Here is a 25,941-nt window from a genome sequence, read left to right on the forward strand (position 1 = left end):
CCTACATTCACATCTCCGCACGAAGCTCCAGAAGCGCATCACGCAGCTCTGCAGCGCGCTCGAACTGCAGACTCTTCGCCGCTTCCTTCATCTCTGCCTCCAGCCGCTCGATCAGCGACTGGCGATCCTTCTTCGACATCTTGCCGGCGCCCGATCCCGTCAGATAATCCGCCTTCTGCTCCGCCACCTTCGTCGCTTCGATAACGGCGTGCACCTGCTTTCGGATCGTCTGGGGCGTGATACCGTGCTTCTCGTTGAATGCAATCTGCATGCCGCGGCGGCGCTCCGTCTCTTTGAGGGCACGGTCCATGGAATCTGTTATTTTGTCGGCATACATGATAACTCTGCCCTCGCTGTTGCGGGCTGCTCGCCCAATCGTCTGGATAAGCGATCGGTCGGAGCGCAAGAAGCCCTCCTTGTCCGCATCCAGAATGGCGACGAGCGATACCTCCGGCAAGTCCAGCCCTTCCCGCAGCAGATTGATGCCGATGAGCACATGGAATACGCCAAGACGCAGATCGCGCAATATCGCAAGCCGTTCCAGCGTCTTGATATCGGAATGCAAGTACCGGACCTTGATCCCGATCTCCTTGAAGTAATCGGTCAAGTCTTCCGCCATCTTCTTCGTCAGCGTCGTAATGAGCACCCGCTCGTCCTTGTCGATCCGATCTCTTATCTCGACAAGCAGATCGTCGATCTGACCCTTCGTAGGGCGTACATCGATAACGGGGTCCAGCAGACCCGTCGGACGAATAATCTGTTCCACCATGACCGGGCAGTGCTCCAGCTCATAGGGTCCCGGCGTAGCCGAGACGTAGACCAGCTGCTTCGTCTTACCCTCGAACTCCTCGAAGCGCAGCGGCCGATTGTCCATTGCCGACGGCAGCCGGAAGCCGTGATTGACGAGCACTTCCTTGCGCGCCTTGTCTCCGTTGAACATCGCTCGTATCTGCGGCAGGGTAACGTGCGACTCGTCGATGACGACCAGCATATCCTCCGGGAAGTAGTCCAGCAGCGTGTACGGCGTCGCTCCCCGCTCCCGGAATGTAAGCGGACCGGAATAGTTCTCGATGCCGGAGCAGAAGCCCATCTCCGCCATCATCTCCAGATCGTAGCGCGTTCGCTGCTCCAGCCGCTGCGCTTCCAGCAGCTTGTTCTCCCCGCGCAGCTCCGCCAGCCGCTCCTCCAGCTCCCGCTCAATATTGACGATGGCGCGCTTCATCGTCTCTTCCTGCGTGACGAAGTGGGAGGCCGGGAAGATGGCGATATGCTCGCGCTCCCCCAATATCTCCCCGGTCAGCACGTCAATCTCCGAGATGCGCTCGATCTCGTCGCCGAACAGCTCCACTCTGACCGCGCGCTCATTGTTGGAGACAGGGAATATCTCCACAATGTCTCCCCGCACGCGGAACGTCCCCCGCGTGAAGCTGATGTCATTGCGCTGATACTGGATATCCACGAGCTTGTGAAGAATGTCGTCCCGCGACTTCTCCATCCCCGTCCGCAGCGACAGCACCAGGCTGCCGTATTCCATCGGTGAGCCCAGACCGTATATGCACGATACACTCGCTACGATAATAACGTCGCGGCGCTCGAACAAGGAGCTCGTCGCGGAGTGCCTCAGCTTGTCGATCTCGTCGTTGATGCTGCTGTCCTTCTCGATGAACGTATCCGTGGAAGGGATGTACGCCTCCGGCTGATAGTAATCGTAGTAGCTGACGAAGTACTCCACCGCATTGTCCGGGAAGAACGACTTGAACTCGCTGCACAGCTGCGCCGCCAGCGTCTTGTTATGGGCAATGACGAGCGTAGGCCTGTTCAGCCTTGCAATCGTATTGGCAATCGTATACGTCTTGCCCGTGCCCGTCGCACCCAGCAGCGTCTGGTGCCTCTTCCCTTCCGTCACGCCTTCAATGAGCCTGTCGATCGCTCCCGGCTGATCGCCTTGTGGCTTGTACTCCGACTTCAGTTGAAACAGTCTGGCTTCGCGTTCCATTCCACTCACTGCATGACCCCTCCGTCCCGTTGTGCCTGGCTTCCGGCTTTCTTCCATATAGCTTCAGTATAGTCATTGTTCAGTCCGCTCAAGCACATTCCCATAAATAAGAATGTTTGTTCTCATGACACTTATTATAACGTTATCCCTCCGGCCATGCAATGGTTGTTACGTCGAAGAAATTGAAAAGCTGCCAGACAAGTCCATTCCGCTTGCGTGGCAGCTGCTAGAGCGCATTCTACATATTTCGGTCTCTCGATTTGCGATGGGTAATCGCGAATTGATCCGGATCAGGGTCGAAGTAGGCCGTGTCATAATTGAACCGAAAGCAACCGCAGTCGTCATCGACGGAACCGGCGTCCCAGGTCGTATCCTGAACGATCCAGCGGCCGTCCACATAGGTCTCCACCCAGGCATGGTTGTCGGTCTTTATCGTCGTTTCCCAGGTTTCTCCCTGATCGGCCCATATGGCCGTTCCGATGACAATTTTCGCCGGAATGCCGGCGGCGCGGTTCAAGGCGGCCGTTATGTTGGCGTAGCCGCTGCAGACGTCCATTCCTCTCTCCAAAATTTCCGTAGTCGTGTGCAATTGCGAGGTTCCGTTACGGAAGCTTTCCACATCATAAGCGATATGAGTCGCGACCCATTGATGAATCGCCTTCGTTATCTCGTAATCGCTGACCAGACTCTCGGTAATCTCCTGGGAGAGCGCCATAATGTCGGGATGATCGCTCTGCACATAAGGCGTCGGCAGCAGGTAGGACAGGTCGCGCCGGTCTTCATTGCTGACCAGGAAAGCTTGCTCCCCCCATAGCACGCCTGTAAATTCGCCCTCTTCGCTTCCGGCGTCCCTCTCGAACAACTCGATGCGGTACTGGCCGGGACCATGCCTGAAGTACAACGGCTGCCGCAGCCGATTGCCCTCCGTCGCATAGACTTCCTTCTCCACTTTATCGCCCTTCGATATTCTGACCAGCACGTCGCGCTCCCGGGTGAATGAGCCCGTCAGCGTCACGCTGCTGGAGTTCGTTCTGTCGCTGGTAATCGTATAGCCGCCCTTCGTCACGGATCGTTCCTCCGATGACGCCCCCACCTCTGGGCAGCCTGCTGAGGGCAAGCTGGGCCTGGCCTGCAGCTTCTCCACCATACCATGCATATTGCGGATGAAGACGACGGCCTGGGCACGGGTCAACGCTTCCTCCTTCGCATATCCCGCAATCGTCTTGTCCTTCTTGCCGCTAGACAATCCTCTATCGTACAGCAGCTGAATATATTGATTCTCATCGCAGGCATATCCGAGAGAATTGCCGATAAGAATCGCAATTCTGCCGCGGGAAGCCGCAGCGTACCGCTCTCCGAGCTCCCAATTCATCCCCTCGGAGAAGCGCCACGACGGTTCGTCCCAAGGGCTGTTCTTCGATATATCCGGACTGCTCTGATGAGAATACGCCCGCAGCAGCATCGTCAAGAACTGCGCTTGCGTGACCGGCTTGTCCGGCCGGAATGTGTTGTCCTCATACCCAGTCACGATGCCCTCCCGCACCGCCCATTCGATTGCTTCCTGCGCCCAGTAGCCTTCGGTATCGACAAATAGCGACAGTCCCGCGGCATAGCTTCTCGCATCCTGTGCAAGAAGCGTCGCGCTCAGCAAGGTGAATAGGGCCCACAGGGAAGCTATGCGTCTCGCATTACCCTTCACCCTTCATATTCCCTCCCGCCGCTTCGCTCTCTCTATCCTTACCCGCATTCAGCAATACGCGCTTGTTCGCTGTCCGCTTCCTTCTCAGCAATCCCAGCAAGGAAGAAGGACCCCTCTCCGCATAATAGTCCGCCCGCTCATCGGGTGCAAGAATGACGCCAAGCTGGTGATGCTCCCCCGCATAACGTGCGCGCTGGAGGAATTTCAACTCACCCTCCAGATTGTATACCTCCAGCTTGCAGAAAGCGGAATTCTGGACAAGCGCCGCATACAATTCTTCTTTCGTTCGTACGGTCGTTCCGTTCACTTTATGAATAATCTCGCCCGCGGCAAGTCCCATCTCATCCGCAGGAGTACCCGGCACAATGCCCAGTATACATAGTCCGCGCTCGTCATGAACGAACTTGGGCGGCAGCTTCGCCTCTGCGGACGCACTCCGCCAGACGAGCGCCTCATGCAGCACAATGGACAGCAGTGCAGCCAGCGGGAGCAGAGCAGGCAGCCACCAGGCGGCGAGCGCCGCACCCGCCAGCAGCACACTATATACCAGCAGTCCTCCCGCCGCATGCTTCGCCTTCTGCTGCGGAAGCTGCGCACGCGTCATCTCCGTGAAGCCGATGACCATCGGCAGCGCGGCGATCGTCCATCCCTGCGCCCAGTCGGCACCGAACAGTGTACCCCACGGCAGAGGCTGTGCAGAATAGCCCGCCGCTTCGCCCGCGCTTCCCGACAGCGGAACCAGCAGGAACAGCGGAACCGGCCAGAATCCTTGCAGCATGTATCCGCCCACAAGCTTGCCCCGCTTCCCCTCCAGGAACAGCGGGCTGGCCAGCTTGTCGCCTTGCCATCTTACCAGGACGGCTTCCGCCATATGAAGCAGCGCGACGAGCAAGAGCAGCCCTGCGGCGTCTATGTCCGCCAGTGTGGCGAGCACCGAGCCTGTCAGCCCATCTCTCTCCGCCCAATCCGTGAAGCCCAGCGCCCACTGCAGAAGCGCTATGATTCCGGCACTGTAGGCGAAGCATAAGTAACGAATCCGAAACAACAGCAAAACAAGCGCGACCGACCACAGCCATACTACCGCATAGCCCGTAATCGACGCGCCGATAAATGCGCCCACTGCAGAGACCGCAACACCTGCGGCGAGACCGGCTGCGAGCGCCTTAAGCGCAAGCGGCTTCCAATCGCGCAGCTTCACGGCGAACAGCTTGCGCTCCATCGTCATTTGACGAGTATATTGCAAAATGATGAAAAGGACAGCAATATAATAAAAGGGCTGCGTCAGGAGTCCCGCAACAGCTCTTCCGAACATATTCAGCATCGCAGACGCTATCTCCAATGGAAACACTCCCTCCAAGCTGATCGCGTTTCAAGTGACAGGACAAACAACCAGAAAAGGCTGGCTTTGCTAAACAAAGCCAACCTTGTATATGTTCGACGCATTTCCGTTATTTCCTGCTAACCGTTTCAATCGCTTTCTGCAGCTGCACATCGTTGTCCTTGTCGCGGAGCCAATCGATAACCGCCTTCTCCAACGCCAGCGCGGTGTTATCGTCAATCTCCCCGGTTACTGGCAAATTCCGCTCCGACTGGAACTTCCGCACGGCTTCTTCCGTATCGATGCTGAAGTAGCCGTCATCCCGATTAGGCTTGTAGCCAAGCCCCTCCAGCATAATCTGGGCGCTGCGAATGGATTCGTTCAGCTGATCGCGCTTCAGCGTAACTTCCTTCGTCATTCTGGCGACACTGTACATCTCGGGGGGAGCGACCTCGATATCCGGCTCCACACCCTTCTCATGTATCCAATTGCCTTTTGGCGTCAACCATTTTGCAATCGTCATCTTGATCAGGCTGCCATCCCCCAGCGCTTTATTATAGCTAACCTGAACCGTTCCCTTGCCGAACGAGCGCTCTCCGACAACCTTAGCGCCGGACGCTTCCTGCAAGGAGCTGGCCAGTATTTCCGATGCGCTGGCGCTGCCTTTATTGGTCAGCACGGCTATAGGATACGGCTTCTTCTCTCCGCCTTCCGCCAGCGTGCCCTTGCGGTCTCCGTCGCGCCCTTCCACCTGCACGACCGTAGCGCCTTCCTTCATCATCGTCTGAGCGATCTCCACCACGACCGGCAGCACGCCGCCGGGATTGTTGCGCACATCCAGCACCAGCCCCGTCATACCCTCACGCTCCAGCTTCTCCAGCTCTTCCTTGAACCGCTTGGCCGTATTGAGCGAGAACTGACGTATTTCGATCACGCCGATGCCATCCGGACCGAGCGTGGCGTAGACTGTCTCGATATCGATATCATCCCGAATGAGCGCGATTTGCACCGGTTCGCTGAATCCGCTCCTCTGTACTTCGAGCTTCACCTTCGTTCCCTTCGGCCCGCGGATTTTCATGACGGCTTCCTGCAGACTCAGCCCTTCCATGCTCTCTCCGTTCACCGACATGAGAATATCCTTGGCGTGCAAGCCCGCTTGCTCCGCCGGAGATCCCTTTATTGGCGATACGATGACGATCTTCCCGTTCTCGCTCGTCACTTCAGCGCCGATTCCCGAGAAGGAGCCTTCAATCGACTCCGAGAAATGCGTCGCTGTCTCTTCCTCCATATAGACGGAATAAGGATCTTTCAAGGCGCTCATTATTCCTTCCACCGCGCCGTCGACCAGCTCTTCCCGATCCACTTCCTCATAATATTTGGTCTCAATCAGTTCCATGACGGCATTCAGCTTCGCCAGCTCTTCCTTCTTCAGCTCGAATTGTCCGCCGCCGTCAGCGGCGGCTGCCACTGATCCGCTTGATGCCTGCTTCGTCTCTCTGTCCCACTGATCCGCTACCGACAACGTAATCAGGACAGACCCCATCATTGTCAATAGCACTAAGGCTAATACTGTACGTCCCTTGAAGCTCACCTTGCCCACCACCTTCATCTGATTCCGACTGACAAGACCGACACAACACCGCATTAGTATATGACAGCAGACAGACATTTATTAGAAAGTCCCTCTGTCCCCGCCGTCATGACATATCCGATGCCGGCTATCGAAGCCTCCCGTAGAACAAGACAGCCAGCGGTCTGCTGGCTGCCTGAGAATCGCTTATTTCAAATATCCGCCCGGGTTGACCGGCACTTGATCCTTGCGCACTTCAAAGTGGAGATGCGGGCCGGTAGAGTTGCCCGTATTGCCTACTTCGGCGATCTGATCGCCCCGTTTGACGGCATCGCCTTCTTCGACTAGCAATCCTCCGTGACGGATGTGAGCATACAGCGTCCAAAGCCCGTTGCCGTGATCGATGATAATGACATTGCCGTAACCGTCCATGAACTTGGAGACGAGCACGATCCCGTCCTCAGCCGCGAGGATCGCGGTGCCCGACGGCGCTCCGAAGTCCGTGCCGGTATGCTGCTTCTTCTTGCCGGTAATAGGATGAACCCGCATGCCGAAGCTGGAGGTGACACGATAATTTTTGCCGATTGGCATGCCCAGCTTGCCGCCGGTGTAAGGATTTTGAATCCGGTTTTTCTCCGCAATCAGCTTCGATTTTTTGCCTGCCAGATCCAGCAGCATTTTTTCTTGATCCTCGCTGATCTGCTCCAGCTCTTCCAGCGTCTCGCCCAGCTTCTTCAGATTATCATTGTAGCTGGCCATCATCACTTCTTTGTCCTTCTCTTTGTCATGAAGATCCGCTTCCTGCAGCTCCAGCTCATACACAAGCTCTTGCAGCTCCGCATATTGACTCTCCTGCTCCGCTTTCTTCTCCTCCACCAGCTTCTGGTCGCGCTTGTGCTCGTCCAGAATTTTGCGGTCGGAGCTCAGAATCGTCTGCAGCGCGTCGAATCGGTCCAGGAAGTCCGTGAAGCTCTTGGCGCTCAGCAGCACTTCCAGATAGGAGACGGCGCCGTTCGTGTACATAATTTTCATGCGCTTCTGCAGCATCGCATCCCGCTCTTCCACTCGCTGAATCGCCTCGTTCAGCTCTATGCCGGTTTGATCGATCTCTTCCTGCTTGGCGACCTTCTTTCCCTCTGTATCTACCTTTTGGGCAACAACCTTATTGATATCTGCCATGAGCTGCTTGATTTCCTTCTCCAGCTTGTCCGTTCTGGCCCGAAGCTCTTTCATTTCCTTCTCGGTCAGCTTGATTTGCTCGCTCGTATGGGCAGCCTCATGCTCTGCATCTCTTATTTCGCTGTTCACTTTATTGATATCTTTATTGATTTCCGATAGAGAGGACGCTTCACTGCCAACAGGGTGAAGCGTGAAGACCGTAAACATAGCGGCGGCTATGACGATTGCGTTCAGTTTCTTCATATAATCCTCCTACACCTTCAAATATTTTCGAACGGAGATGGTACTGCCCCAAATACCGATCAGCGTGCCGATAATCATAATCAAGCCCGCCGTCAGCGGCCAAGCTTCAGACACCGGAACCATCTGGATGAGCATAAGCGACAAATCCAACTGGGCGTACTTTATCAATTGCCCGTAGCCCGCAAGCACGACGGCGGTCGTCAATGCGGAGCTGATCACCCCGATCAAGGCTCCCTCGATGAAGAACGGCCACCGGATAAACGCGTTCGTCGCGCCTACCAGCTTCATGATGCTAATCTCTCTGCTTCGATTAATAATGGTCATTTTGATCGTATTGGATATAAGCAGCATGGCGGTTACGCCAAGTCCGATGACGATGACGAACCCGACATTGCGCACCGCATTCGTAATTTTGAACAGCGTCTCTACAGTTCCTTGCCCGTATTTGATCCGGAAGATCGGCGCCGTGCCGTCCGCATCGTTAATCGACTGAATCTGCTTCGCAACCGACTCTACCGTCTGCGGATCGTAGACTTCTACGGTGAAGGATACCGGCAACGGATTGTTTTCGTCCGTGTAGCCCTCCAGCCAGTCCTTGTTCTCTTCGCCCATGGAATCGCGGAGCATCTGCAGTCCCTCTTGCTTGGAGACGTAAGTGATTTTGCTTACTTCCGTGATGTTGCCGATCTTGTTCTGCAGCTCCTTCTCCTTCGCCGCATCCACATTGGACTCCAGATAGACCCGAATCTGCACCCTGCTCTCGATCTGGTCGGCCATATAGTTGACATTCATCGCCATTAGCACAAATATGCCTAATATCAGCAGCGAAATAAATATTGAGCTCATGGAGGCGAATGTCATCCAGCCGTTGCGAATCGTACTCTTGCCACCTTCTCGTATATGCCGGAGGATCGTACTAAGCTTCATAACCGTACTCCCCTCTTGCTTCGTCGCGCACGATATTGCCGTTCTCGATCGCGATGACCCGCTTGCGCATCGAGTTGACGATTTCCTTGTTGTGTGTAGCCATAACGATGGTCGTGCCCCGGAAATTGATTTCCTCCAGCAGATTCATAATGTCGAGCGAAGTGTCGGGGTCCAGATTCCCTGTCGGCTCATCCGCTACGATAACCGACGGATTATTCACTATTGCCCGGGCAATCGACACGCGCTGCTGCTCGCCGCCGGACAGCTGCGACGGCAAGCTGTTGTGCTTGTGCTTCAATCCGACAAGCTCCAGCACCTCCATCACACGCTTCTTCATAATGCGGCGTGGCGCTTCGATAACCTCCATCGCGAAAGCGACATTATCATACACTGACAGCTTTGGAAGAAGACGAAAATCCTGGAAGATAACTCCGATGTTTCTCCGCACGTATGGAATTTTACGTGCTTTCAGCTTGCCTATATTAAAGCCATTCACCGAGATTTGCCCCTTCGTAGGAACTTCCTCCCGATAGATAAGCTTCATAAACGTTGATTTCCCCGCGCCGGACGGGCCGACTAGATAAACGAATTCATTACGATCTATACAAACCGAAACACCGCGAAGCGCATGCGTTCCGTCTGCGTAAGTCTTCCATATGTCTTGCATCTCGATCACGCGATATCACATCCTGTATGAAGTTGAAGCTGTACTGTATGTATAGCCAGTTTTACTATTTCGACAGCGTCTTGCTAATTCCTTCAACAAGAGCAGTCTTTCATCTTTTTTCACAATTCTAATGTTTGAGCGATTTGTCGAATGGACATCGGCATTCCGTTATTCGCATCGCGCTGTACGGATTGGAAAGGTAACGATGCGTTCAGCATATATATGTAGAATTGCACTCTGTCACGAAAGGATGTTGTTGCCGGAAATGAAAATATGGCGCATCACGATTATCGCTGCACTGTCGCTGCTGCTGCTGGCTGCGGCTGCCGGCTGGGCGCTGCTGTGGCAATATGCCAAGCAGGATACTGTGCCGCCGGGCGTATTGGCCGGCCATATCCCCATCGGCGGAATGGAGATAGACGCCGCGATTCAACTCGCCGAAGACTATGAGAACGCCCTGATGGCGCGTAAAATCGACATACAGGGCACGGGTCCGGCAAGCGATCGATATATCAGGCTGGCATCGGAGTTGGGATACAGGGCGCAATTCCTGGAGCTGAGGGCGGCTCTGTTGAAGCTGCGCGAGGGCAATCTTCTGGAACGCGCGAAATACCGCTACCATTTCCCCGGCGCGTTCGAGCTGACTCAGTCCTGGAAGCAGGAGCTATTCGAGGATTCGCTGCGCATGCAGTGGGGCTGGATCGAGGAGAGCGAGCCGCAGAATGCCGTGCGCTTCATCACGGAAGATGACGAAGTGCGCTATAAGGCGCACCGCAACGCATTCAGACTGGAGACGTCGGAATTGGTGAGCGCTGTGAGCGGGTGGATGATCGAGAAGGAGCAGGGTCCCGTAGCGGACGTGGAGCCGCAGGTGTTCCGGGCCGAGCTGCCCGTCGCGGTCGTTGAACCGGAGACGACGCTGGAGAAGCTGCAGGATGAAGGCGTCTCTCGCAAAATGATGTCCTTCACGACAAGCTTCGCTACAAGCAGCGAAGGAAGGGCGCATAACATCACAGTGACTGCGGAGACGCTGCACGATTGGCATCTGGCTCCTGATGAGGTGTTCTCCTATAGCGAGCTGATCGCCTTGACGGAGGAGCGCCATCAATACCAGGAAGCGCCCGTCATCTTGAACGGGCGCTTGGTGCCGGGCATCGGCGGCGGCATCTGCCAGGTGTCGAGCACCTTGTATCAGGCCGTGCTGCGGGCTGGACTTGATATCGTCGAGCGCCGCAACCACTCACTGCCCGTCGCTTACTTGCCGCTTGGCCACGACGCCACTTACGCGACGGACGCGATCGACTTCAAGTTCCGCAATTCCACGGGCAAGCATCTGATTATCCGCACGGAAGTGAAGGATCGCCAGCTCACCGTCAAGCTGTTCGGCACGATGCCGGACAATGAACGCTACGAAATCCATTCAGAGACAGTGCGGACGATCGCCCCGGAAGTGAAGCAATCGGTTAACGAGGCGTTGGCTCCCGGCAGCAGGGTAGTGAAGGAGAAAGGCAAGCAAGGCTACGTGGTAGACACTTACCGTACACGGCTCCGCGACGGAGAGGTCGTATCGCGCGAGCGCGTCTCCCGCGATACGTATCGGGCACAGCCCGCTATTGTAGAGGTGGGTCCGTCATAAGCCCGACTTGTGGCGGTCCTCAATTAGAGGTCCGCGCTGAGGCTTTCGCGTCGGACGTCGCTCCCCGTTCACCATAACAATGCCGGCTGCAACCAGCGCCAGCGATACCAGCGTTATCCACCGGAGTGTCTCCGACAGCAGCACATTGGATAAGATGACACCGAATACGGGGATGAGGAAGAGATACATCGACACTTTGCCGACCTGATTGTATTTCATAATGAAATTCCATAAGATGAAGCCCGCTGCGGACAGCATGGCCAGATAGAGCAGCACCGCCGCCGACTGCAGTGTGAACGTGAACGGAAGCAGCCCCGTCTGCGAGGCGCCGATGCCGATCAGCGCCAGCGAACCGAACAGCATTTGTCTGGAGGTCAGGTAGAAGACATCCATCCGCTGCGCGCCTTCTCTGGACAGAATGTTGCCCAGCGCCCCGCAGAACATGGCCAGCAACAGCAGCATCTCGCCGTAGCCGAAGGAGAACATATAGGAGCCGGCGCTCAGGCTGACCATGGCTATTCCCGCCATGCCTAGCGTTAAGCCCGCATATTTGCTTCTGTCCAAGCGTTCGTTTTTGTACATAAAATGAGCAAGCAGCATTTGGAAGAATGAAGTGGTGCCGGCAATAATCGAGCCGTTCATTCCGCTGCTTGCGCTTAAACCGATATAAAAAAACAAGTATTGCAATCCCGTTTGAAAAATGGAAACGGCAATGACTGTGCGCACATTTTGCAGGGAGCGCACTTCCTTGATGCGGAACAGCTTCATCATGACCATAATCAGTACCGCCGCAAGCAGGAAGCGGTAACCCGCAAACAGAATCTGCTCGAACACTTCGTCACGATGAATGTCCAGCTGGCCGTAGCCGATTTTGACAAAAGGAAATGCGCTTCCCCATAATAACGTTGCCGTAGTCGCGCCAACAACGACACCGAATTTGCTGCTGAAAAATTGCTCGGCTTTCCCCTTCAAGATGCATGTCTCCCCAATGTATACTGCTGTCCTGCAGAAATCTATCCAAATTAGTCGAGAGGACTCCCACTTCTGCAAGTGGCGAGGTGAATCGACTCTTCTATTATAGCAACTAGGAGCAGGTTTTGCGCAAATAGACGCGCCAGCTTGTGCACCACTTGTCCGGATCGTCCAGCGACGATTCGTCAATCCGGTGAACGGTGCTCGCATGAGGGGCTTCCTTCACGATATCCGGCGTATGGTAAGCTTCGTACGAGATTTGTTCCAGCGCCGCGATATACTCGTCCAGATCGTCCTTGGAGTAGGACTCCGTCGGCTCCAGCGTGAACGGCTGCTTGACGATATAAGGATGATGGCTCGTCCAATAATGCAAGCCGAAGTCACACATTCGACGCTGCACATCCTCCGTCGTCACCCCCGTCTCCTTCGTCATTTGCTCCCAGCTGTAGCGGACTTGCTCCAGGCGGCCGCCCTGCACATACGGTGCGCTTGCCCCCCGGATTTGCGTAATTTTGCGATAAAGATAATTGTTGTTCAATACCGCAATCTTCGCCACCTGCTCCAAGCCCTCCGCGCCCAGGCTGCGAATCCAGGCATAGGATCGGAGGACGGTCTGGGCCACGCCGTGGAAGGAGCGCACTTTGCCGATGCTCCGTTCTTCATCCCATTCGAACGTATAGCGATCCCCTTCCTTCACGACGCAAGGCCCCGGCAAGTAGGGCTTCAACTGCTCCGTGACGCCCAGCGCGCCCGTAGCGGGACCGCCGCACATATGCGGCGCGGCGAACGTCTTGTGCAGGTTGAAGAAGCACATATCGAAGCCCGCTTCCTTCGCTCTGGCGATGCCGAGCAAGCCGTTCGCGTTCGCCTGATCGTAATAGCAGATTCCGCCGGCAGCATGCACGACATCGGTAAATTCTCTAATTCTGGAGTTGAATATGCCCGTGTCCTCCGGATTCGCGACGACGAATCCGGCCGTACGCTCCGACACCGCCGCCTTCAGCTTCTCCAGATCGGGGAAGCCGTTCTCGTCGGGATGCAGCGTGATAATCTTGTATCCCTTCACCGCCGCTGTGGCCGCCTGCGACGGATGGGAGAAGATCGTCGTAATGATCTCGGCCCGCTGCTCTCCTTCGCCGTTCGCCTCATGATAGGCCCGTACGATCGAGGCCATGGCAAGCAGCGCTTGCGTACCGCTGCCGGGCTGGAATGAGAAGGCGTCCATGCCGCTAATCTCTCTCATGGCAAGATCCATGGCATAATAGATCTCCAGCATGCCCTGCACCGTGCTCTCATCCTGCAGCGGATGAAGATCGGCCACTTTAGGCGAACGAATGAGCATTTCATTGACGCGCGGAATATATTTCATCGTGCATGTGCCCTGCCCGATCTCGACGTTCAGATCGGAGCCCAGCGTCTCCTGCGACAAGCGCAAGTAGTGGCGCAGCACTTTGGCTTGCCCAATCTCCGGCAGTGAAGGCGGAGCCGTTCTCCGCATGACGGCAGGAATGGCGGATACGCCGTCACCTACTGCCGCGGCGATCCCTTGTTCCGCCTCCGGCGGCAGCACGCCTCTCTCTCCCGGCTGATGCAGCTCGAATATGATCGGTTCGTCCCATTTGGCCTGGTGGAAATCCCTCACTTTATGATCTCTGCGGATACGATTCATCGTGCCTCTCCTCCCTTTCGCCTTATGCTTCCTTATCTCCATTGGCCGCCGCTTGCGCTATGATAGCCGAGAGCGCATCGGCCAGTCGGTCAATCTCCTCTTGGCTAATGACTTCCGTGACGCAATAGAGGGCGCACTGCCCCAGCTCAGGGAACTCTTCCGACAAGTCCTTGCCCCCGAAGATGCCTGCTTCCAACAGTTGCTCGTTGACCGTCTTCACGGTCATGCCCGTCCCATTCAAGTCCAGGACGAACTCCTTGAAGTACGATGCGCCGAATCTCATATGCACGCCCGGAATTGCCGTCAGACGATTGGCGGCATATTGCGACTTCTGCATAATGGTCGTCCCCAGCTCCTGCATGCCGTACGGCCCCATCAGCGCCAGATAGACGCCGGCGACAATGCCCCATAGCGCCGTCTGCGTGCCGACCGACTCCTTGCCCTTCTCGCGCAAGGCGAAGGAGGTGCGCTCGTATGCGACGTCGCCGAAGCCGTACTCCCCATCGACAGAGGTAGGAGCGATGCCGAACAGGCGGGACGGGTACTCCATGACGTAGCGCGGCTCGTCACGGGTGGCGATGAATCCGGCTTGCCCTCCGCCGTAGTTCATGCGGATGCCCAGCGGCTGCAGATCGCCGCAGACGATATCCGCCCCGTAGGCCGAAGGCGGCGCCAGCACCCCTAGGGAGCTAGGGTCCACGCCGACGACGCACTCCGCTCCCGCGCGATGGGCCATATCGGCAATCGTCCGTCCTTGATGCTCGATCATGCCCATATAGCCGGGATTCTCGAAGTAGACGGCAGCCACGTCCGGCGACAGCTTTGTCTCCAGATCGTTCAGATCCATCAAGCCCGTCGCTCCGTCGAATGCAATAGACTGCACTTCCACCTGGGGATGGCAGTAGTTGACGATAATGCGGAGCTTGTCCGCACTGACCGATCCCGCTATCAGTACGCGCTTGCGTTCCGTCATGCGGCCCGCCATCCGAAGCGCCGTCGCCGCCGCTTGTGCCCAGTCGAATGTGGGCACGTTCACTACATCCATATCCAGCAGCTCCGCCATCAAGCTTTGATATTCGAACAAAGCCTGGAAGCGGCCATGATCCTCATACGGCTCGCCCGCGTATGCCGTGACGAACTCCGAGCGCTGGCCAATCTCGTCGCAGACGGCCGGGATGAAGTGCTGCCAGCAGCCCCCGCCGAGGAAGCTGACCGCTTCTCTGGAGCTGACATTGCGGCTCGTCACCCGCTCAATATGGCGCTGAAGCTCGTATTCCGCAAGCGCGGGCGGCAGATTCATGGGCTTCCGAAGCCTGAGCTGCTGCGGTATCGAGACATACAACTCCTCCACATCGGAGATGCCGATCTCGCGCAGCATCGCTTCCTGCACTTCCGGTACGGTATTGGGAATATAAGGGTGGGATGCCCGATTGTTGCGTGTCATCTCGTTCTCCTCCAGTTCGTTAATCAATACGATTACGCCACGATATCACCGTGATTTGACCGCGGTTACGCCAGTCCGCCTCCGTCTACGACAAGCACCGATCCGCTCACCCATAGCGACATATCGCTGGCGAGGAACAAGACGGCGTTCGCAATGTCCTGCGGCGTGCCGAGACGGGCAAGCGGACGGTCGGCGGAAGAATGAAGGAAGGCTTGCTCCTCCAGCTGCAGCTGCCGCGCCTCGTCGCGCAGCAATTCTGTATCCGTATCGCCCGGGCATACGCAGTTGACGCGAATGCCCGGGCGACCGTGGTCGATCGCCATCGCTTTGGTCAGATTGACAATGCCTGCCTTGGCGGCGCAGTATGCGGCCGCTTGATCGCCGCCCTTCAGCCCCCAGCCGGAGCCGGTGTTGACGATGCTGCCTCCTCCGCCTTCGGCCATAATCGGGATGGCGTACTTGGACAGCAAGTACGCCCCCTTCAGCGATACGTCGACGACCAGATCCCATTCCCGCTCCTCCAGCTCGACGACCGACTTGCGGCGAATGACGCCCGCATTGTTGAACAGAATGTCGATCCGGCCATATTGCTGCTTGATGGCATGAACCGCCGCCTCGCATTGCGCCGCATTCGTCACATCGCAGCGGAAGCCCGACACTTCGCCGCCTGCAGCGGCAATATCGGCAGCCGCTTCCTGCTCCTTGTGAATATCGATGATCGCGACCTTCGCGCCGTACTTCGCCAGCGTTCGAGCCGTCGCCAGGCCGATGCCCGCGGCTCCTCCCGTTACGACAGCTACTTTGCCGCGTAAATTCAACAGTTCGTCTATATTGGTCATGGTCATTTCTGTCCGCTCCTTTGCAGCAATGTGCTCCCCAATACAGCGGGAGTAATCTCCTCGGTGTGGAATGGCATTAGCCCGATCCGGAATTCGAACGGCTCCGGCGTGACGCGGTAAGGCGGCAATTGTCCGGGACCGCAGCTGTTGCTGCCCAGTCCGGATTGCTTCCAGTCCAGATGCCAGGTGACGTATTCCTTCCGCTCCAATTCATAACGGTGCTTCGCCTTGTCCCAGTCTTCCGTCGTATAGTAATGAGCGCTGAAGTTCAGCTCCGGCATGCCGCAAGCCAGCAGTCCGACGCCCCGGTCGTCGTGAAGCGCCGTCCAGCGCACGTCGGTCCGGTTGCCATTCTCCTGCGGGAACACATAAGGCACTTGCAGCTTCTCGACATCGCAGCGGTAGTGGCCCATGGCGCTGGCCCGCTTGCTGTCGGAGTAGCTCTCGCCGGGACCGCGTCCGTACCATGCGGCATGCCGCATCTCACAGGGCAGCTCCAGCCGCCAGCCGATTCTGGGAAGCAGCTCCGGCGGCTTGCCCTGAGGCGTTCCGGATGTCCGCAGCGTGACGAAGCCGTCCTTGCGAATCGTATAGACCGCCTCGCAGGCGAAGCCCCAGTCATAGACCGGCGGCGCTATTCGCAGCTTGAAGGCTACCCTGACGCAGCCATCTTCGCCAGCCGCAACATCCCAGCCATCCACGCGCGTCATTAATCGGTCAAGATGCTGCTTCCGCCATTCCTGGACGACATACATATCGTTGTCAATCGCCGCTCTCCAGAACGTGAGGACGGGTCCCGTCCTCAGCAGGGAGCTGCCTTCGTACTTCCAATCGGTCAGCGCGGCCGACGGCAGATCGAAGGTCATCGCGAAGCGATCGCCGGAGACGACCAGCTTCGACTCCGTACGCTCGCAGCTGAGATCCCCGAACATGGCTAAGGAACGATCCGATTCGTCCCACTGCCTGGAGCCGGCGAGCGCCGGAAGCCGGAGCTGCTCCCACGCCAGCTCATGCCCGCTTGCCGCCCACGGCTCGTCTGTCGCAAGCACGAAGCCGATTCGCAGCCAAGCGTCCGCCCCCTCGGATCGGACAGCTCCTGCCGGCAGCCGGACGACTCCGCTCTCGCCGGCGCGTATCGGCGGCAGGTCGAGCGCCCCGCTGTCGATGAGCTCGCCGCCGCCTGCCTTGACGGACCATACGAGCCTCACATGCTCCAGCGTCAGGAAGTCATAGCGGTTGCGAATGACGAACTCGCCGTGATCGAGCGTATACGACTCGATCGTAACCGGCTCAATCGTCTTCTTATATTCCAGCAGCGCCGGAGACGGCGTGCGATCCGGCATGATCAGCCCGTCCAGGCAGAAGTTGCCGTTATTCGGCTCGTCGCCGAAATCGCCGCCGTAGGCGTAGAAGCGCGTGCCGTCCTCCCGCTTCTGCTCCAGACCATGATCGATCCACTCCCAGATGAAGCCGCCTTGCAGCCGCGCGTAAGTCCGGAACACTTCCTCGTATTCCTGCAAGCCCCCGGGACCGTTGCCCATCGCATGGCCGTATTCGCACAGAATATGCGGCTTGTCGGGGTCGGTGCGCTTGCCGAAGTCCGTCATCTTCTCGACGGAGGAATACATCGTGCTGACGACATCGCATACTTCTGCTTCCCGGTCGCCTTCGTAATGCACGAGCCGGGTCGGATCGGCCGCCTTGCACCAGGCACTCATCGCCCGCTGGTTGCAGCCGAAGCCCGATTCGTTGCCGAGCGACCACATGATGATGGAAGGATGATTTTTGTCGCGTTCCACCATACGGGCGACCCGTTCAACATACGCCGCTTCCCATGCAGGATCGTCACTGAGCATGTCCGGCTTGCCGATCAGCTCAACGCCGTGGCACTCCAGATCCGCCTCGTCGATGACATACAAGCCGTATTCGTCGCACAGGTCGTAGAAGCGCGGATCGTTCGGATAATGCGCCGTGCGGACGGCATTGATATTGTGCCGCTTCATTATCAGCACATCTTGCTTCATGATCTCGTATGGCACATAACGGCCCAGCACGGGATGATGATCGTGGCGGTTGACGCCCTTCAACGTAATCGGCACGCCGTTCACCCGCATTAGTCCGCCGCTGACCTCGATATGGCGGAAGCCGACACGGCACGGCACGACTTCCGCAACGGTCCCGTCCGCATACTTCAGTGTCAGTAACAATGTATATAAGGATGGCTGCTCCGCCGACCACAGCTTGGGAGCGGCCACCGTTATCTTCGCGGGAATGGACTGCTCCTCTCCGCCGGAGATGAACAACGTATCGCTTGCATGCTCCGCACATGCTTGCCCTGTAGCGTGATCGATCAAAGTATACTCCAGCGTGTAAGCTTCGCGTGCAGCATCGGCTGAAGAATTGCCGCTTGCGATATCCATATCTACCGTTAACTCGGCGGCGGAGGCGGCTGAAGTCTCTCCATTCGTCCCCTCCGGCAGTATCGTGCGCACCGTAAAGTCGCGAATATGAACGAGCGGCTGCGCGATAAGCGAGACGTCGCGGAAGATGCCGCTCAGCCACCACATATCCTGATCTTCGATGTAACTGCCATCCGACCATTGATACACTTTCACGGCTATATTATTGGCGCCTTCCCGAATATGCCGGGAGATGTCGAATTCCGACGGCAGCCGGCTTCCTTGACTGTATCCTACGAATTGACCGTTCACCCATACATGGAACGCGCTGTCCACGCCTTCGAACCGCAGCGTCACCTTATGCGACAGCCATGCGGCGGGAAGCTTGAACTCGCGTCTGTAGCAGCCCGTCGGATTGTCGCTGGGTACAAGCGGCGGATCGATCGGGAACGGGTAGTACAGATCGGTATAATGCGGCTTGCCGCAGCCTTGCAGCTGCCAGTGTCCCGGAACGGCGATATCCCTCCACGACTCAGCGTTGAATTCGTCTTCGCAGAAGCGGTCCGGCGCCAGATGCGGCGCTTCCGCATAGTGGAACTTCCATGTGCCGTTCAGCAGCCGGAACCAGGGGGAATTCCCGCGGTCGCCGGTCAGCGCCGACCGCTTGTCGGGATACGGGATGAAATAAGCTCGTCCCGCCTCGCGGCCGCGTTCCAGCACGTCCAACCGCTGCCAATCCGGCCTTTTATCCCATTCATTCATAATCTTGCTCCTCTCGTCTCTGTTATGCCATGCTGCTCCTATCCTTTAATCCCCGTACCCGCCACGCCCTCCACAATGTACCGCTGCGCGAAGAAGAAGATGGCCAGCGGAGGGATGCAGATCAGCGAAGTAACGGCCATAATGCCTTCCATATCGACGCCGTACATGCCTCTGAACTGGGCAAGTCCGAGCGTCAACGTATACTTGCTCTGATCGTTCAGGAAGATAAGCGGGCCGAGGTAATCGTTCCAGCTGTTGAGAATATGGAATACGCCGACCAGAATCAGAGCCGGCACCATAAGCGGCACAATGACCCGGACGAAAGTCTGGAACGGGTTGGCTCCGTCGATTCTTGCCGCGTCTTCCAGCTCGACCGGTATCGTCATAATGAACTGGCGCAGCAGGAAGATGAAGAACGGCGCTCCGAACCAGGCGGGCACGATAAGCGGCTTCAGCGTATTGATCCAGCCGAGATAATTGAATTCCATATAGAGCGGAATCATCGTCACTTCCCAAGGAATCATCATCGTCGACAGCAGGATGATAAACAGCGCATCACGGCCCTTGAACCGGAACCGGGCGAATCCGTAGGCGACAAGCGCCGAAGAGATCAGCTGGCCGATGAGCGAGGCGACCGTGACAATCACCGAATTTTCCAGGAATCGATTGAACGGCTGTGACTGCCACGCCTTGGCGAAGTTGTTCAGCAGCAGCTCGGAAGGTATCCAGCGAGGCGGATACACATACAGCTCCTGCGGCGACTTCAGCGAAGTCGTCAGCATCCAGAAGAACGGCGCCAGGAACAGGACGGACAGGAAGATCAATAAAATATATATAAGCGGTCTCTTCATCCTATTCCCTCCTCACTTGCGTTTCGCTTTCATTTCACCCTCGTAATACACCCACATGCTGGACGACTTGAACACAAGCATCGTGAGCGTCAGCACGATCAGGAACATGAACCAGGCGTTGGCCGATGCATAGCCCATCTTGCTGAACTTGAACGCATTCTCGTACATGTACATGGCGTAGAAGTAGGTGGAGCGCATCGGACCGCCGCCGGTGAGCACAAGCGCAAGCGTCAGCTGCTGGAACGCCACGATAATCGTCGTAATCAGGTTGAACAGAATGGTCGGGCTGAGCATGGGCAACGTAACCTTCAGGAATTGCTTCAGCTTGTCCGCCCCGTCGATCGATGCCGCCTCGTACAGCTCCTTCGGGATATTCTTCAATCCTGCGAGGAAGATCAGCATCATCGTGCCCTGTCCCCACAGACTTGCGATCACGATCGCGACCGGCGCCCATGTCGTGCTGTTCAGCCAGTCCGGCCCTTCCATGCCGAGCAGCGACAGGAAGTAGTTGAGAATGCCGTATTCACCGCTGAACACCCAGGCCCAGATCATGGCCAGCGCCACGCCCGAGATGACCGACGGCATATAGAAGATGGTGCGGAATATCGCCTTGCCGCGCATGTTCACATTCAGCATCATGGCCAGCGCCAGCGCGATAATAATGTTGAGCGGTACGAACAAGGCGGCGAACTTGACCGTGACCCACAGCGAGCTCCAGAACATGGAGTCTTGGGTGAACATTTCGATATAATTGCGGAATCCGACGAACGTCACTTCCCCGACAATCGGCCAGTCGAAGAAACTGATGATCAGGGAGAAGATGAGCGGTCCCAGCGTAAAAGCGAATAAGCCGATGATCCAGGGTAAAATGAAGAGGTAGGGAATAGCCCTACCCCTCCTGAATAACCGATTTCGCTTTCCGGCGGAAGGAGGAACGATTGTGGTGTCGCTTGTTGCCATCGTAACGGCCCCTTTCCTACTGTGGTTGAACTTGTAAAGCGGATTTTATTGCAGGAACTTGGCTGAATCCTTCACGGCTTTATCCAGCATCTCCTGCGGATCTTGGCCGAGCATGATCGCCTCCACAGCCGTGGACAGATTGCGATTGATCTGGCCCCAGTTCGGGTGCAGCAGGAAGGCCGGTCCGTTCGACGAGCGCTCCAGCATCGTGTAGAACGGCTTGTACAGCGCATCGTCCTTCAATCCCTTCTCTTCGACAACGCTGATGCGGATCGGCAGGTCTGCCGTTCTCATCTTGATCGCTTCCTCCGACACATAGAACTTCACGAACTCCCAGGCTTCCTGCTTATGCTTGGAATCCTTGGCGATGGAGACCGCGGATTGCGCGAGCACGCCCTTCACCGGCTTGCCCGGGAATGCAGGCGGCTCTACCGTGCCGACATCGATGCCCGCTTCCTTGAAGCCTTCCAGCGGCCATATGCCGCTTTCCCACATCGCAATCTTGCCCGCTTTGAAAATATCGTCGCCGCTCTGCTGGTTTTTGCCGCCGACCAGTACGCCGTAGCCTTCCTTCACAGCGCTTCCCAGCACACCAATTGCTTCTGCCGTCTCCTTGCTGTTCATGTAGCCTTCGATTGCGCTGCCGTCGTCGCTAATGAAGCTGCTCCCGTTGCTCCAGACGAAGCCTTGCAGGTCGTACGTATCGTTGTCGGCGCGAATGCCGAGGCCGTATTGCTTCTTGCCCTTGTCGGTCAGCTTCTTCGCAATCTCCGCCATATCGTCCCACGTCCAGCCGTCCTGCGGGTAGTCGACACCGGCATCGTCGAACAGCTTCTTGTTGTAATAGAAGACGCGGGTGGTGAATCCCGCCGGCAAGCCGTACAGCTTGTCGTCTACCTTGTTGTAAGCGAACAGTCCGGGATAGAAGTCGTCGATGCCGAGGCTGCCGTCTTGCTCCACGAAGCTGTCCAGCGGCTCCAGCGATTTGTAATAAGTCGGGAAATCCCACATGTACATGACATCCGGCGGGTTGCTTGCGCCGAATCCGGCGGCCAGCTTCTGATCGAAGCCGTCGCTGTACGGCTCTACCTGCACTTTGATGCCGGGGTGCTGCTGTTCGAATTTTTTGGCAATATCCTGTTGAATTTTCAAGGCTTCTCCGGAATCCCATGTGGCGAATCTTACCGTCACTTGCTCCTTCTTCCCTCCGGAGTCCCCGCCTTCTGAAGCGGTTTCATTTTTATTGTTGCTTGCGTTGCTCCCTGTCTCGTTTCCGTTGCCGGAATTGCTGCATGCGCTTAGCGCGAATACGAGCATCATGCAAGTGGCGAGAAGTACAATAGCCGATCTCTTCATCTTCTTGTATCCCCCTTTGTTCTGGTGGTCGGAAATTGTTGAACCGCTTTCATTGTATCGAGAATGAAAGCGGTTCAACACTTGTAAACGTTTTCTTTTGTACCCCATTTTGTTCGATAGCGGGGAGAGCTTGCATCGTTTCTTTATTTTGTTTGCTCCCGTTCTCTCTTTTGTCGTTGCCGGTATTCACTTGGCGTCTCGTTGCTGGATCGCTTGAACCACTTGCTGAAGTACTTGCCGTCAATAAGACCGATATGCTCCGCAATGTCCTGTTGCGTAAGTGAGGTGTTCGCCAGCATGTCGCGCGCGACCCGCAGTCTGATCCGGTACAGGAACTCGATGAAGTTCTCCCCGGTCACCCGCTTGAACAGCGTGCTGAAGTGGCTGCGGCTCAAGCCTACGCGCGCCGCGACTTCGCTGACGGACCAGGGGTGCTTCAAGTCCTGAGCGACAATATGAATCGCCTGCTGCAGCGCATCCGGCCAGCATTCCGAATGAATGCCGTAATGCTTGTCCCGCTCCGCCTTGGCATGCAGTTCCTTCACCGCCGTCTCCCAGGACGGAAGGCCACTCTGCGCTCCTCCCTTGTACCAATGCAAGGCGGAGTCACAGCCCGCTTGCTCCATCAGATAAGCGTCGATCTCCTTCTTCCCGGCAGAGGGGAACCACATATAGCAGCGATCGTCGTGACAGGTGACGCAGACCGCTTGCAAGCCGGACGGCATCCCTTCCACAATCGACGCGACACCGTCCGTCCGCTGCACCAAGTAGACATGGTACTCCGTATCGTCCGTGAGCCAGAACGGCTGCGCATGAGGTCCCGCCTCCAGCTCCGGAGCAGCGCCATACAGCCAGGCGCAGAAGCGGCTTTCCCATCGCCCCGCGCCGCCTTCATCCGTTTTCCTTGCCGGAGCGCCCAGCTCCTCGCGGAAGCCCCGCAGCAGCCGATGAATCTCATCATCCTCGAACGCCGTCTTGAGCAGGTAGCCGGAGACGCCGAGCTGAATGCCCTGCTGCGCATATTCGAAGTCACGGTGACAGCTGAGGAGCAGAATTTTCGTATCGGGGGCGGCTTCTTTAATGCGACGAGTCAGCTCGATCCCATTCATCTCCGGCATAACAATATCTGTAATGACGACTTGCGGCCGATGCTCCAGGAAGCTCTCCCACGCCCTTCTCCCGTTCGCGGCGTCGGCGACAACGCTCATATCGAATTCGCTCCAATTGATCGTCGCTTTCAGTCCTTTGCGAACGATGCTCTCGTCATCTGCAATAAGCACTTTAATCGGTTCACGCAATGGATTCGACCTCCTTCTTGGGCCAGATGATCGTTACGGTGGTGCCTTCTCCGTGGACGGAATCGATAGATAAGCCATAGAGAGGTCCGAAGTGAAGCTTGAACTTCTGATCGACATTGCCGATGCCCAGCCCGCCCCTTCCCTTGCGAGGCATGCCGGAGGACAACAGCGTTCGTCTGCGTTCTTCCGACATACCGGCTCCCGTATCTGCCAGCGTCAGGACAAGCTTGTCCTGCTCTTCGCGAAGCTGCAGCACGATGGTGCCTTCTCCGTCTTCGAAGCCGTGAAAGAATATATTTTCGAACAGGGGCTGCAAGCTCATTCTCGGGATCAGATACTGCATGGCGGATGCATCAGCTTCGCATGTGTAGCGGAAAACGTCGCCGTACCTGATGCGCTGGATGTGCAGGAAGTGGTCGATCATCTCCAACTCCCGCTTTACCGTCACCAGTTCCTGCTGAATATTCAGATTGCCCTCCAGCACCATCGTAAGATGATACAGCATCTGGCGAATCTCCTCGTTCCCTTGCAGCCTCGCCTTCCATTGTATGGAATTCAGCGTATTGAACAACAGATGCGGATTGATCTGATAATGCACCGCCCGCAGCTCCGCTTCCTTCTTCTGCTGCTCCGTACGCGTCACTTCATGCACCAACTCCTCGATATGCATCAGCATATGGTTGAAGCTGCGTCCCAGCACGCCCAGCTCATCGTCGGAATCGACCGGAATTCGGGTACTCAGTCGCCCCGTGCTCGCCTTGTTCATGGATTCCTTCAATCGCTTGATGCGGGAGGTGAACCAGGTGGACAGCAGGAATGCGAGCAGCAAGGCAAGCAAGACGGAAATGCCGACGCTGATAAAGGTATACAGCCGGATGACGGTTGACGATTGATAGAACTGCGCATAGGGAACGCGCGCTTCCATCGTCCAGTCGTTCTCTTCCATCCGCTCCGTCCATATGACGTCGTCGTCCCGCTGCATCGCGCTAACCTCCGTAGCATCCGTCGCATAGACGATAGCGCCGCCGCCGTCGCGAATCGTCAGGGAGGCGTTCATATCCTGCTCGAAAGCCTTCAGCTGTCTATACAGCTCGTCGGCCTTCATCTCGATCAATATGCGGCTGTCCCGCAGGGGCCCTTCCTGATTGCGAATGGGCACGACCAACCCCAGCACACGCCGCGACGGATTGCCGTAAGACTTCGAATAATGGCGAGGCTCGTACAGTCCCGCCCAATATTGACCCCGATAAGTCGGAGGGATATCGCTCCACCATGACTCGTTCGCAAGCTCTTGCGTTTGAAGGACGTTCTGTCCGTAATAGTAGCCGGATCGGGTGACGATGAAAATGCCGGCATGCGCCTCCGTATTAAGCGCTTTCAAAAAGTCTTCCAAATTGTTCTTCTCTTGAATTTGCGAATAGGATACCGGAATTTCTTCCGTAATGACGCTCTTCGCCGGGTCCAGCAAATAGGAATGGATATAATTCGCGGTCAGCTCCATCTGCCGAAGCTGGTCGTCAAGATACGTCTGCAGCTGCGAAAGCGCGTTCTGTCCGAACTTGCTGAACTGGACATGCAGCAGGTTCGATGAGGAGGTATAGGACAACAACCCCAGCGACAACAAGGGGATAATGGCCGCGACCAGAAAGAAGCCCGCCAGCTTGAAGCGTATGCTCTTCCTCGGAGACTGGAATGCCTTCTGCAGTAATGCTTTCATTGCTTTAGCCATAATGCCGCACTCCCTTGGTCATTCTTCGTTGTGTATCAGAAGTTTAACACGCCGGCCCGCTTTTCTCCATATTGCAGCGCAGGAAATGGTTGTTAGGCCGCCTGGCTGCCAGATTGCCCAGTCGTCGGGTCGCTATGGCGCTCATCCCCTTCACTTCGGTCTTCCTGCTGCGAGAATGCCTGATGCTCGCAGGGGATATGCGCGGTGTGCTGAGAGCATAGCGCTCATCCCCTTCCACTTCGGCCTTCTTGCGAGAATGCCTGAAGCTCGCAGGGGATATGCGCGGTGCGCTGAGAACATAGCGCTCATCCCTTCCCACTTCGGCCTTCTTGCGAGAATGCCTGAAGCTCGCAGGGGATATGCGCGGTGCGCTGAGAGCATAGCGCTCATCCCTTCCCACTTCGGCCTCCCTGCGAGAATGCCTCTG

19 protein-coding genes are annotated in these 25,941 nt (G+C 56.8%); 1 reads left to right on the plus strand and 18 read right to left on the minus strand.

The features are described from left to right. Positions 1-7 precede the first annotated feature (7 nt). From uvrB to ftsE, 7 genes are all read right to left on the minus strand, one after another. Complete coding sequence (gene uvrB, locus M6D81_RS06585) at positions 8-1,996, minus strand: excinuclease ABC subunit UvrB (protein ID WP_262676214.1); 1,989 nt, start codon at positions 1,994-1,996, stop codon at positions 8-10. Positions 1,997-2,234: 238 nt separating this feature from the next. Then, the gene (locus M6D81_RS06590) at positions 2,235-3,695 is read right to left on the minus strand and encodes a transglutaminase domain-containing protein (RefSeq protein WP_262676047.1); all 1,461 of its coding nucleotides are present in this window, start codon (positions 3,693-3,695) and stop codon (positions 2,235-2,237) included. Then, on the minus strand, positions 3,685-5,034 hold the full coding sequence (locus M6D81_RS06595; RefSeq protein ID WP_262676048.1) for a PDZ domain-containing protein: 1,350 nt from the start codon (positions 5,032-5,034) through the stop codon (positions 3,685-3,687). The genes M6D81_RS06590 and M6D81_RS06595 overlap by 11 nt, the downstream gene beginning before the upstream one ends. 109 nt (positions 5,035-5,143) lie before the next feature. After that, complete coding sequence (locus M6D81_RS06600; RefSeq protein WP_262676049.1) at positions 5,144-6,604, minus strand: S41 family peptidase; 1,461 nt, start codon at positions 6,602-6,604, stop codon at positions 5,144-5,146. A 186-nt stretch (positions 6,605-6,790) separates the two neighbouring features. Next, the gene (locus M6D81_RS06605; RefSeq protein WP_262676050.1) at positions 6,791-8,005 is read right to left on the minus strand and encodes a murein hydrolase activator EnvC family protein; all 1,215 of its coding nucleotides are present in this window, start codon (positions 8,003-8,005) and stop codon (positions 6,791-6,793) included. Positions 8,006-8,014: 9 nt separating this feature from the next. Next, complete coding sequence (gene ftsX / locus M6D81_RS06610; protein ID WP_262676051.1) at positions 8,015-8,932, minus strand: permease-like cell division protein FtsX; 918 nt, start codon at positions 8,930-8,932, stop codon at positions 8,015-8,017. Then, a complete protein-coding gene (ftsE, locus tag M6D81_RS06615; RefSeq protein ID WP_262676052.1) occupies positions 8,922-9,608 on the minus strand; it encodes a cell division ATP-binding protein FtsE in 687 nt (228 codons plus the stop codon). The genes ftsX and ftsE overlap by 11 nt, the downstream gene beginning before the upstream one ends. A gap of 256 nt (positions 9,609-9,864) precedes the next feature. Here ftsE and M6D81_RS06620 point away from each other — a divergent pair, with 256 nt between their 5' ends. Further along, on the plus strand, positions 9,865-11,235 hold the full coding sequence (locus tag M6D81_RS06620) for a VanW family protein (protein ID WP_262676053.1): 1,371 nt from the start codon (positions 9,865-9,867) through the stop codon (positions 11,233-11,235). On the opposite strand, the gene M6D81_RS06625 is transcribed toward M6D81_RS06620, so the two are convergent. The 11 genes from M6D81_RS06625 to M6D81_RS06675 form a co-directional block, all read right to left on the minus strand. After that, entirely contained in the window at positions 11,230-12,207 is a 978-nt protein-coding gene (locus tag M6D81_RS06625; protein WP_262676054.1) for a DMT family transporter, read from the minus strand. The genes M6D81_RS06620 and M6D81_RS06625 overlap by 6 nt on opposite strands. 112 nt (positions 12,208-12,319) lie before the next feature. Beyond that, complete coding sequence (gcvPB, locus tag M6D81_RS06630) at positions 12,320-13,876, minus strand: aminomethyl-transferring glycine dehydrogenase subunit GcvPB (RefSeq protein WP_262676055.1); 1,557 nt, start codon at positions 13,874-13,876, stop codon at positions 12,320-12,322. A gap of 22 nt (positions 13,877-13,898) precedes the next feature. Continuing rightward, positions 13,899-15,320 carry an aminomethyl-transferring glycine dehydrogenase subunit GcvPA gene (gcvPA, locus tag M6D81_RS06635; protein WP_262676056.1) on the minus strand — a complete coding sequence of 474 codons (1,422 nt, stop codon included), beginning with the start codon at positions 15,318-15,320 and terminating at the stop codon, positions 13,899-13,901. 65 nt (positions 15,321-15,385) lie between these two features. Then, the gene (locus tag M6D81_RS06640; protein WP_262676215.1) at positions 15,386-16,159 is read right to left on the minus strand and encodes an SDR family NAD(P)-dependent oxidoreductase; all 774 of its coding nucleotides are present in this window, start codon (positions 16,157-16,159) and stop codon (positions 15,386-15,388) included. 2 nt (positions 16,160-16,161) lie between these two features. Then, on the minus strand, positions 16,162-19,320 hold the full coding sequence (locus tag M6D81_RS06645; RefSeq protein WP_262676057.1) for a glycoside hydrolase family 2 TIM barrel-domain containing protein: 3,159 nt from the start codon (positions 19,318-19,320) through the stop codon (positions 16,162-16,164). Between the two features lie 38 nt (positions 19,321-19,358). Beyond that, complete coding sequence (locus M6D81_RS06650) at positions 19,359-20,171, minus strand: carbohydrate ABC transporter permease (protein WP_262676058.1); 813 nt, start codon at positions 20,169-20,171, stop codon at positions 19,359-19,361. Between the two features lie 12 nt (positions 20,172-20,183). Further along, the gene (locus M6D81_RS06655) at positions 20,184-21,131 is read right to left on the minus strand and encodes a carbohydrate ABC transporter permease (RefSeq protein ID WP_262676059.1); all 948 of its coding nucleotides are present in this window, start codon (positions 21,129-21,131) and stop codon (positions 20,184-20,186) included. 45 nt (positions 21,132-21,176) lie between these two features. Continuing rightward, positions 21,177-22,487 (minus strand): ABC transporter substrate-binding protein, encoded by a 1,311-nt coding sequence (locus tag M6D81_RS06660; protein WP_262676060.1) that lies wholly within the window; start codon positions 22,485-22,487, stop codon positions 21,177-21,179. 143 nt (positions 22,488-22,630) lie between these two features. Continuing rightward, a complete protein-coding gene (locus tag M6D81_RS06665; protein WP_262676061.1) occupies positions 22,631-23,785 on the minus strand; it encodes a response regulator in 1,155 nt (384 codons plus the stop codon). After that, positions 23,778-25,514, minus strand: a complete 1,737-nt coding sequence (locus M6D81_RS06670; RefSeq protein WP_262676062.1) for a sensor histidine kinase — start codon at positions 25,512-25,514, stop codon at positions 23,778-23,780. Before M6D81_RS06670 ends, M6D81_RS06665 begins: the two co-directional genes overlap by 8 nt. A gap of 43 nt (positions 25,515-25,557) precedes the next feature. After that, complete coding sequence (locus M6D81_RS06675) at positions 25,558-25,914, minus strand: hypothetical protein (RefSeq protein ID WP_262676063.1); 357 nt, start codon at positions 25,912-25,914, stop codon at positions 25,558-25,560. Between the last annotated feature and the right edge of the window lie 27 nt (positions 25,915-25,941).

The sequence above is a fragment of the Paenibacillus sp. J5C2022 genome, from assembly GCF_025567625.1.
Lineage (GTDB): Bacteria > Bacillota > Bacilli > Paenibacillales > Paenibacillaceae > Pristimantibacillus.

Bases quoted from the DNA above. Each gene is read 5' to 3' on its own strand.
- uvrB (WP_262676214.1), bottom strand. From the start codon at position 1,996: ATGGAACGCGAAGCCAGACTGTTTCAACTGAAGTCGGAGTACAAGCCA.
- M6D81_RS06605 (WP_262676050.1), bottom strand. From the start codon at position 8,005: ATGAAGAAACTGAACGCAATCGTCATAGCCGCCGCTATGTTTACGGTC.
- ftsX (WP_262676051.1), bottom strand. From the start codon at position 8,932: ATGAAGCTTAGTACGATCCTCCGGCATATACGAGAAGGTGGCAAGAGT.
- M6D81_RS06620 (WP_262676053.1), top strand. From the start codon at position 9,865: ATGAAAATATGGCGCATCACGATTATCGCTGCACTGTCGCTGCTGCTG.
- gcvPB (WP_262676055.1), bottom strand. From the start codon at position 13,876: ATGAATCGTATCCGCAGAGATCATAAAGTGAGGGATTTCCACCAGGCC.
- gcvPA (WP_262676056.1), bottom strand. From the start codon at position 15,320: ATGACACGCAACAATCGGGCATCCCACCCTTATATTCCCAATACCGTA.
- M6D81_RS06640 (WP_262676215.1), bottom strand. From the start codon at position 16,159: ATGACCAATATAGACGAACTGTTGAATTTACGCGGCAAAGTAGCTGTC.
- M6D81_RS06645 (WP_262676057.1), bottom strand. From the start codon at position 19,320: ATGAATGAATGGGATAAAAGGCCGGATTGGCAGCGGTTGGACGTGCTG.
- M6D81_RS06650 (WP_262676058.1), bottom strand. From the start codon at position 20,171: ATGAAGAGACCGCTTATATATATTTTATTGATCTTCCTGTCCGTCCTG.
- M6D81_RS06655 (WP_262676059.1), bottom strand. From the start codon at position 21,131: ATGGCAACAAGCGACACCACAATCGTTCCTCCTTCCGCCGGAAAGCGA.
- M6D81_RS06660 (WP_262676060.1), bottom strand. From the start codon at position 22,487: ATGAAGAGATCGGCTATTGTACTTCTCGCCACTTGCATGATGCTCGTA.
- M6D81_RS06670 (WP_262676062.1), bottom strand. From the start codon at position 25,514: ATGGCTAAAGCAATGAAAGCATTACTGCAGAAGGCATTCCAGTCTCCG.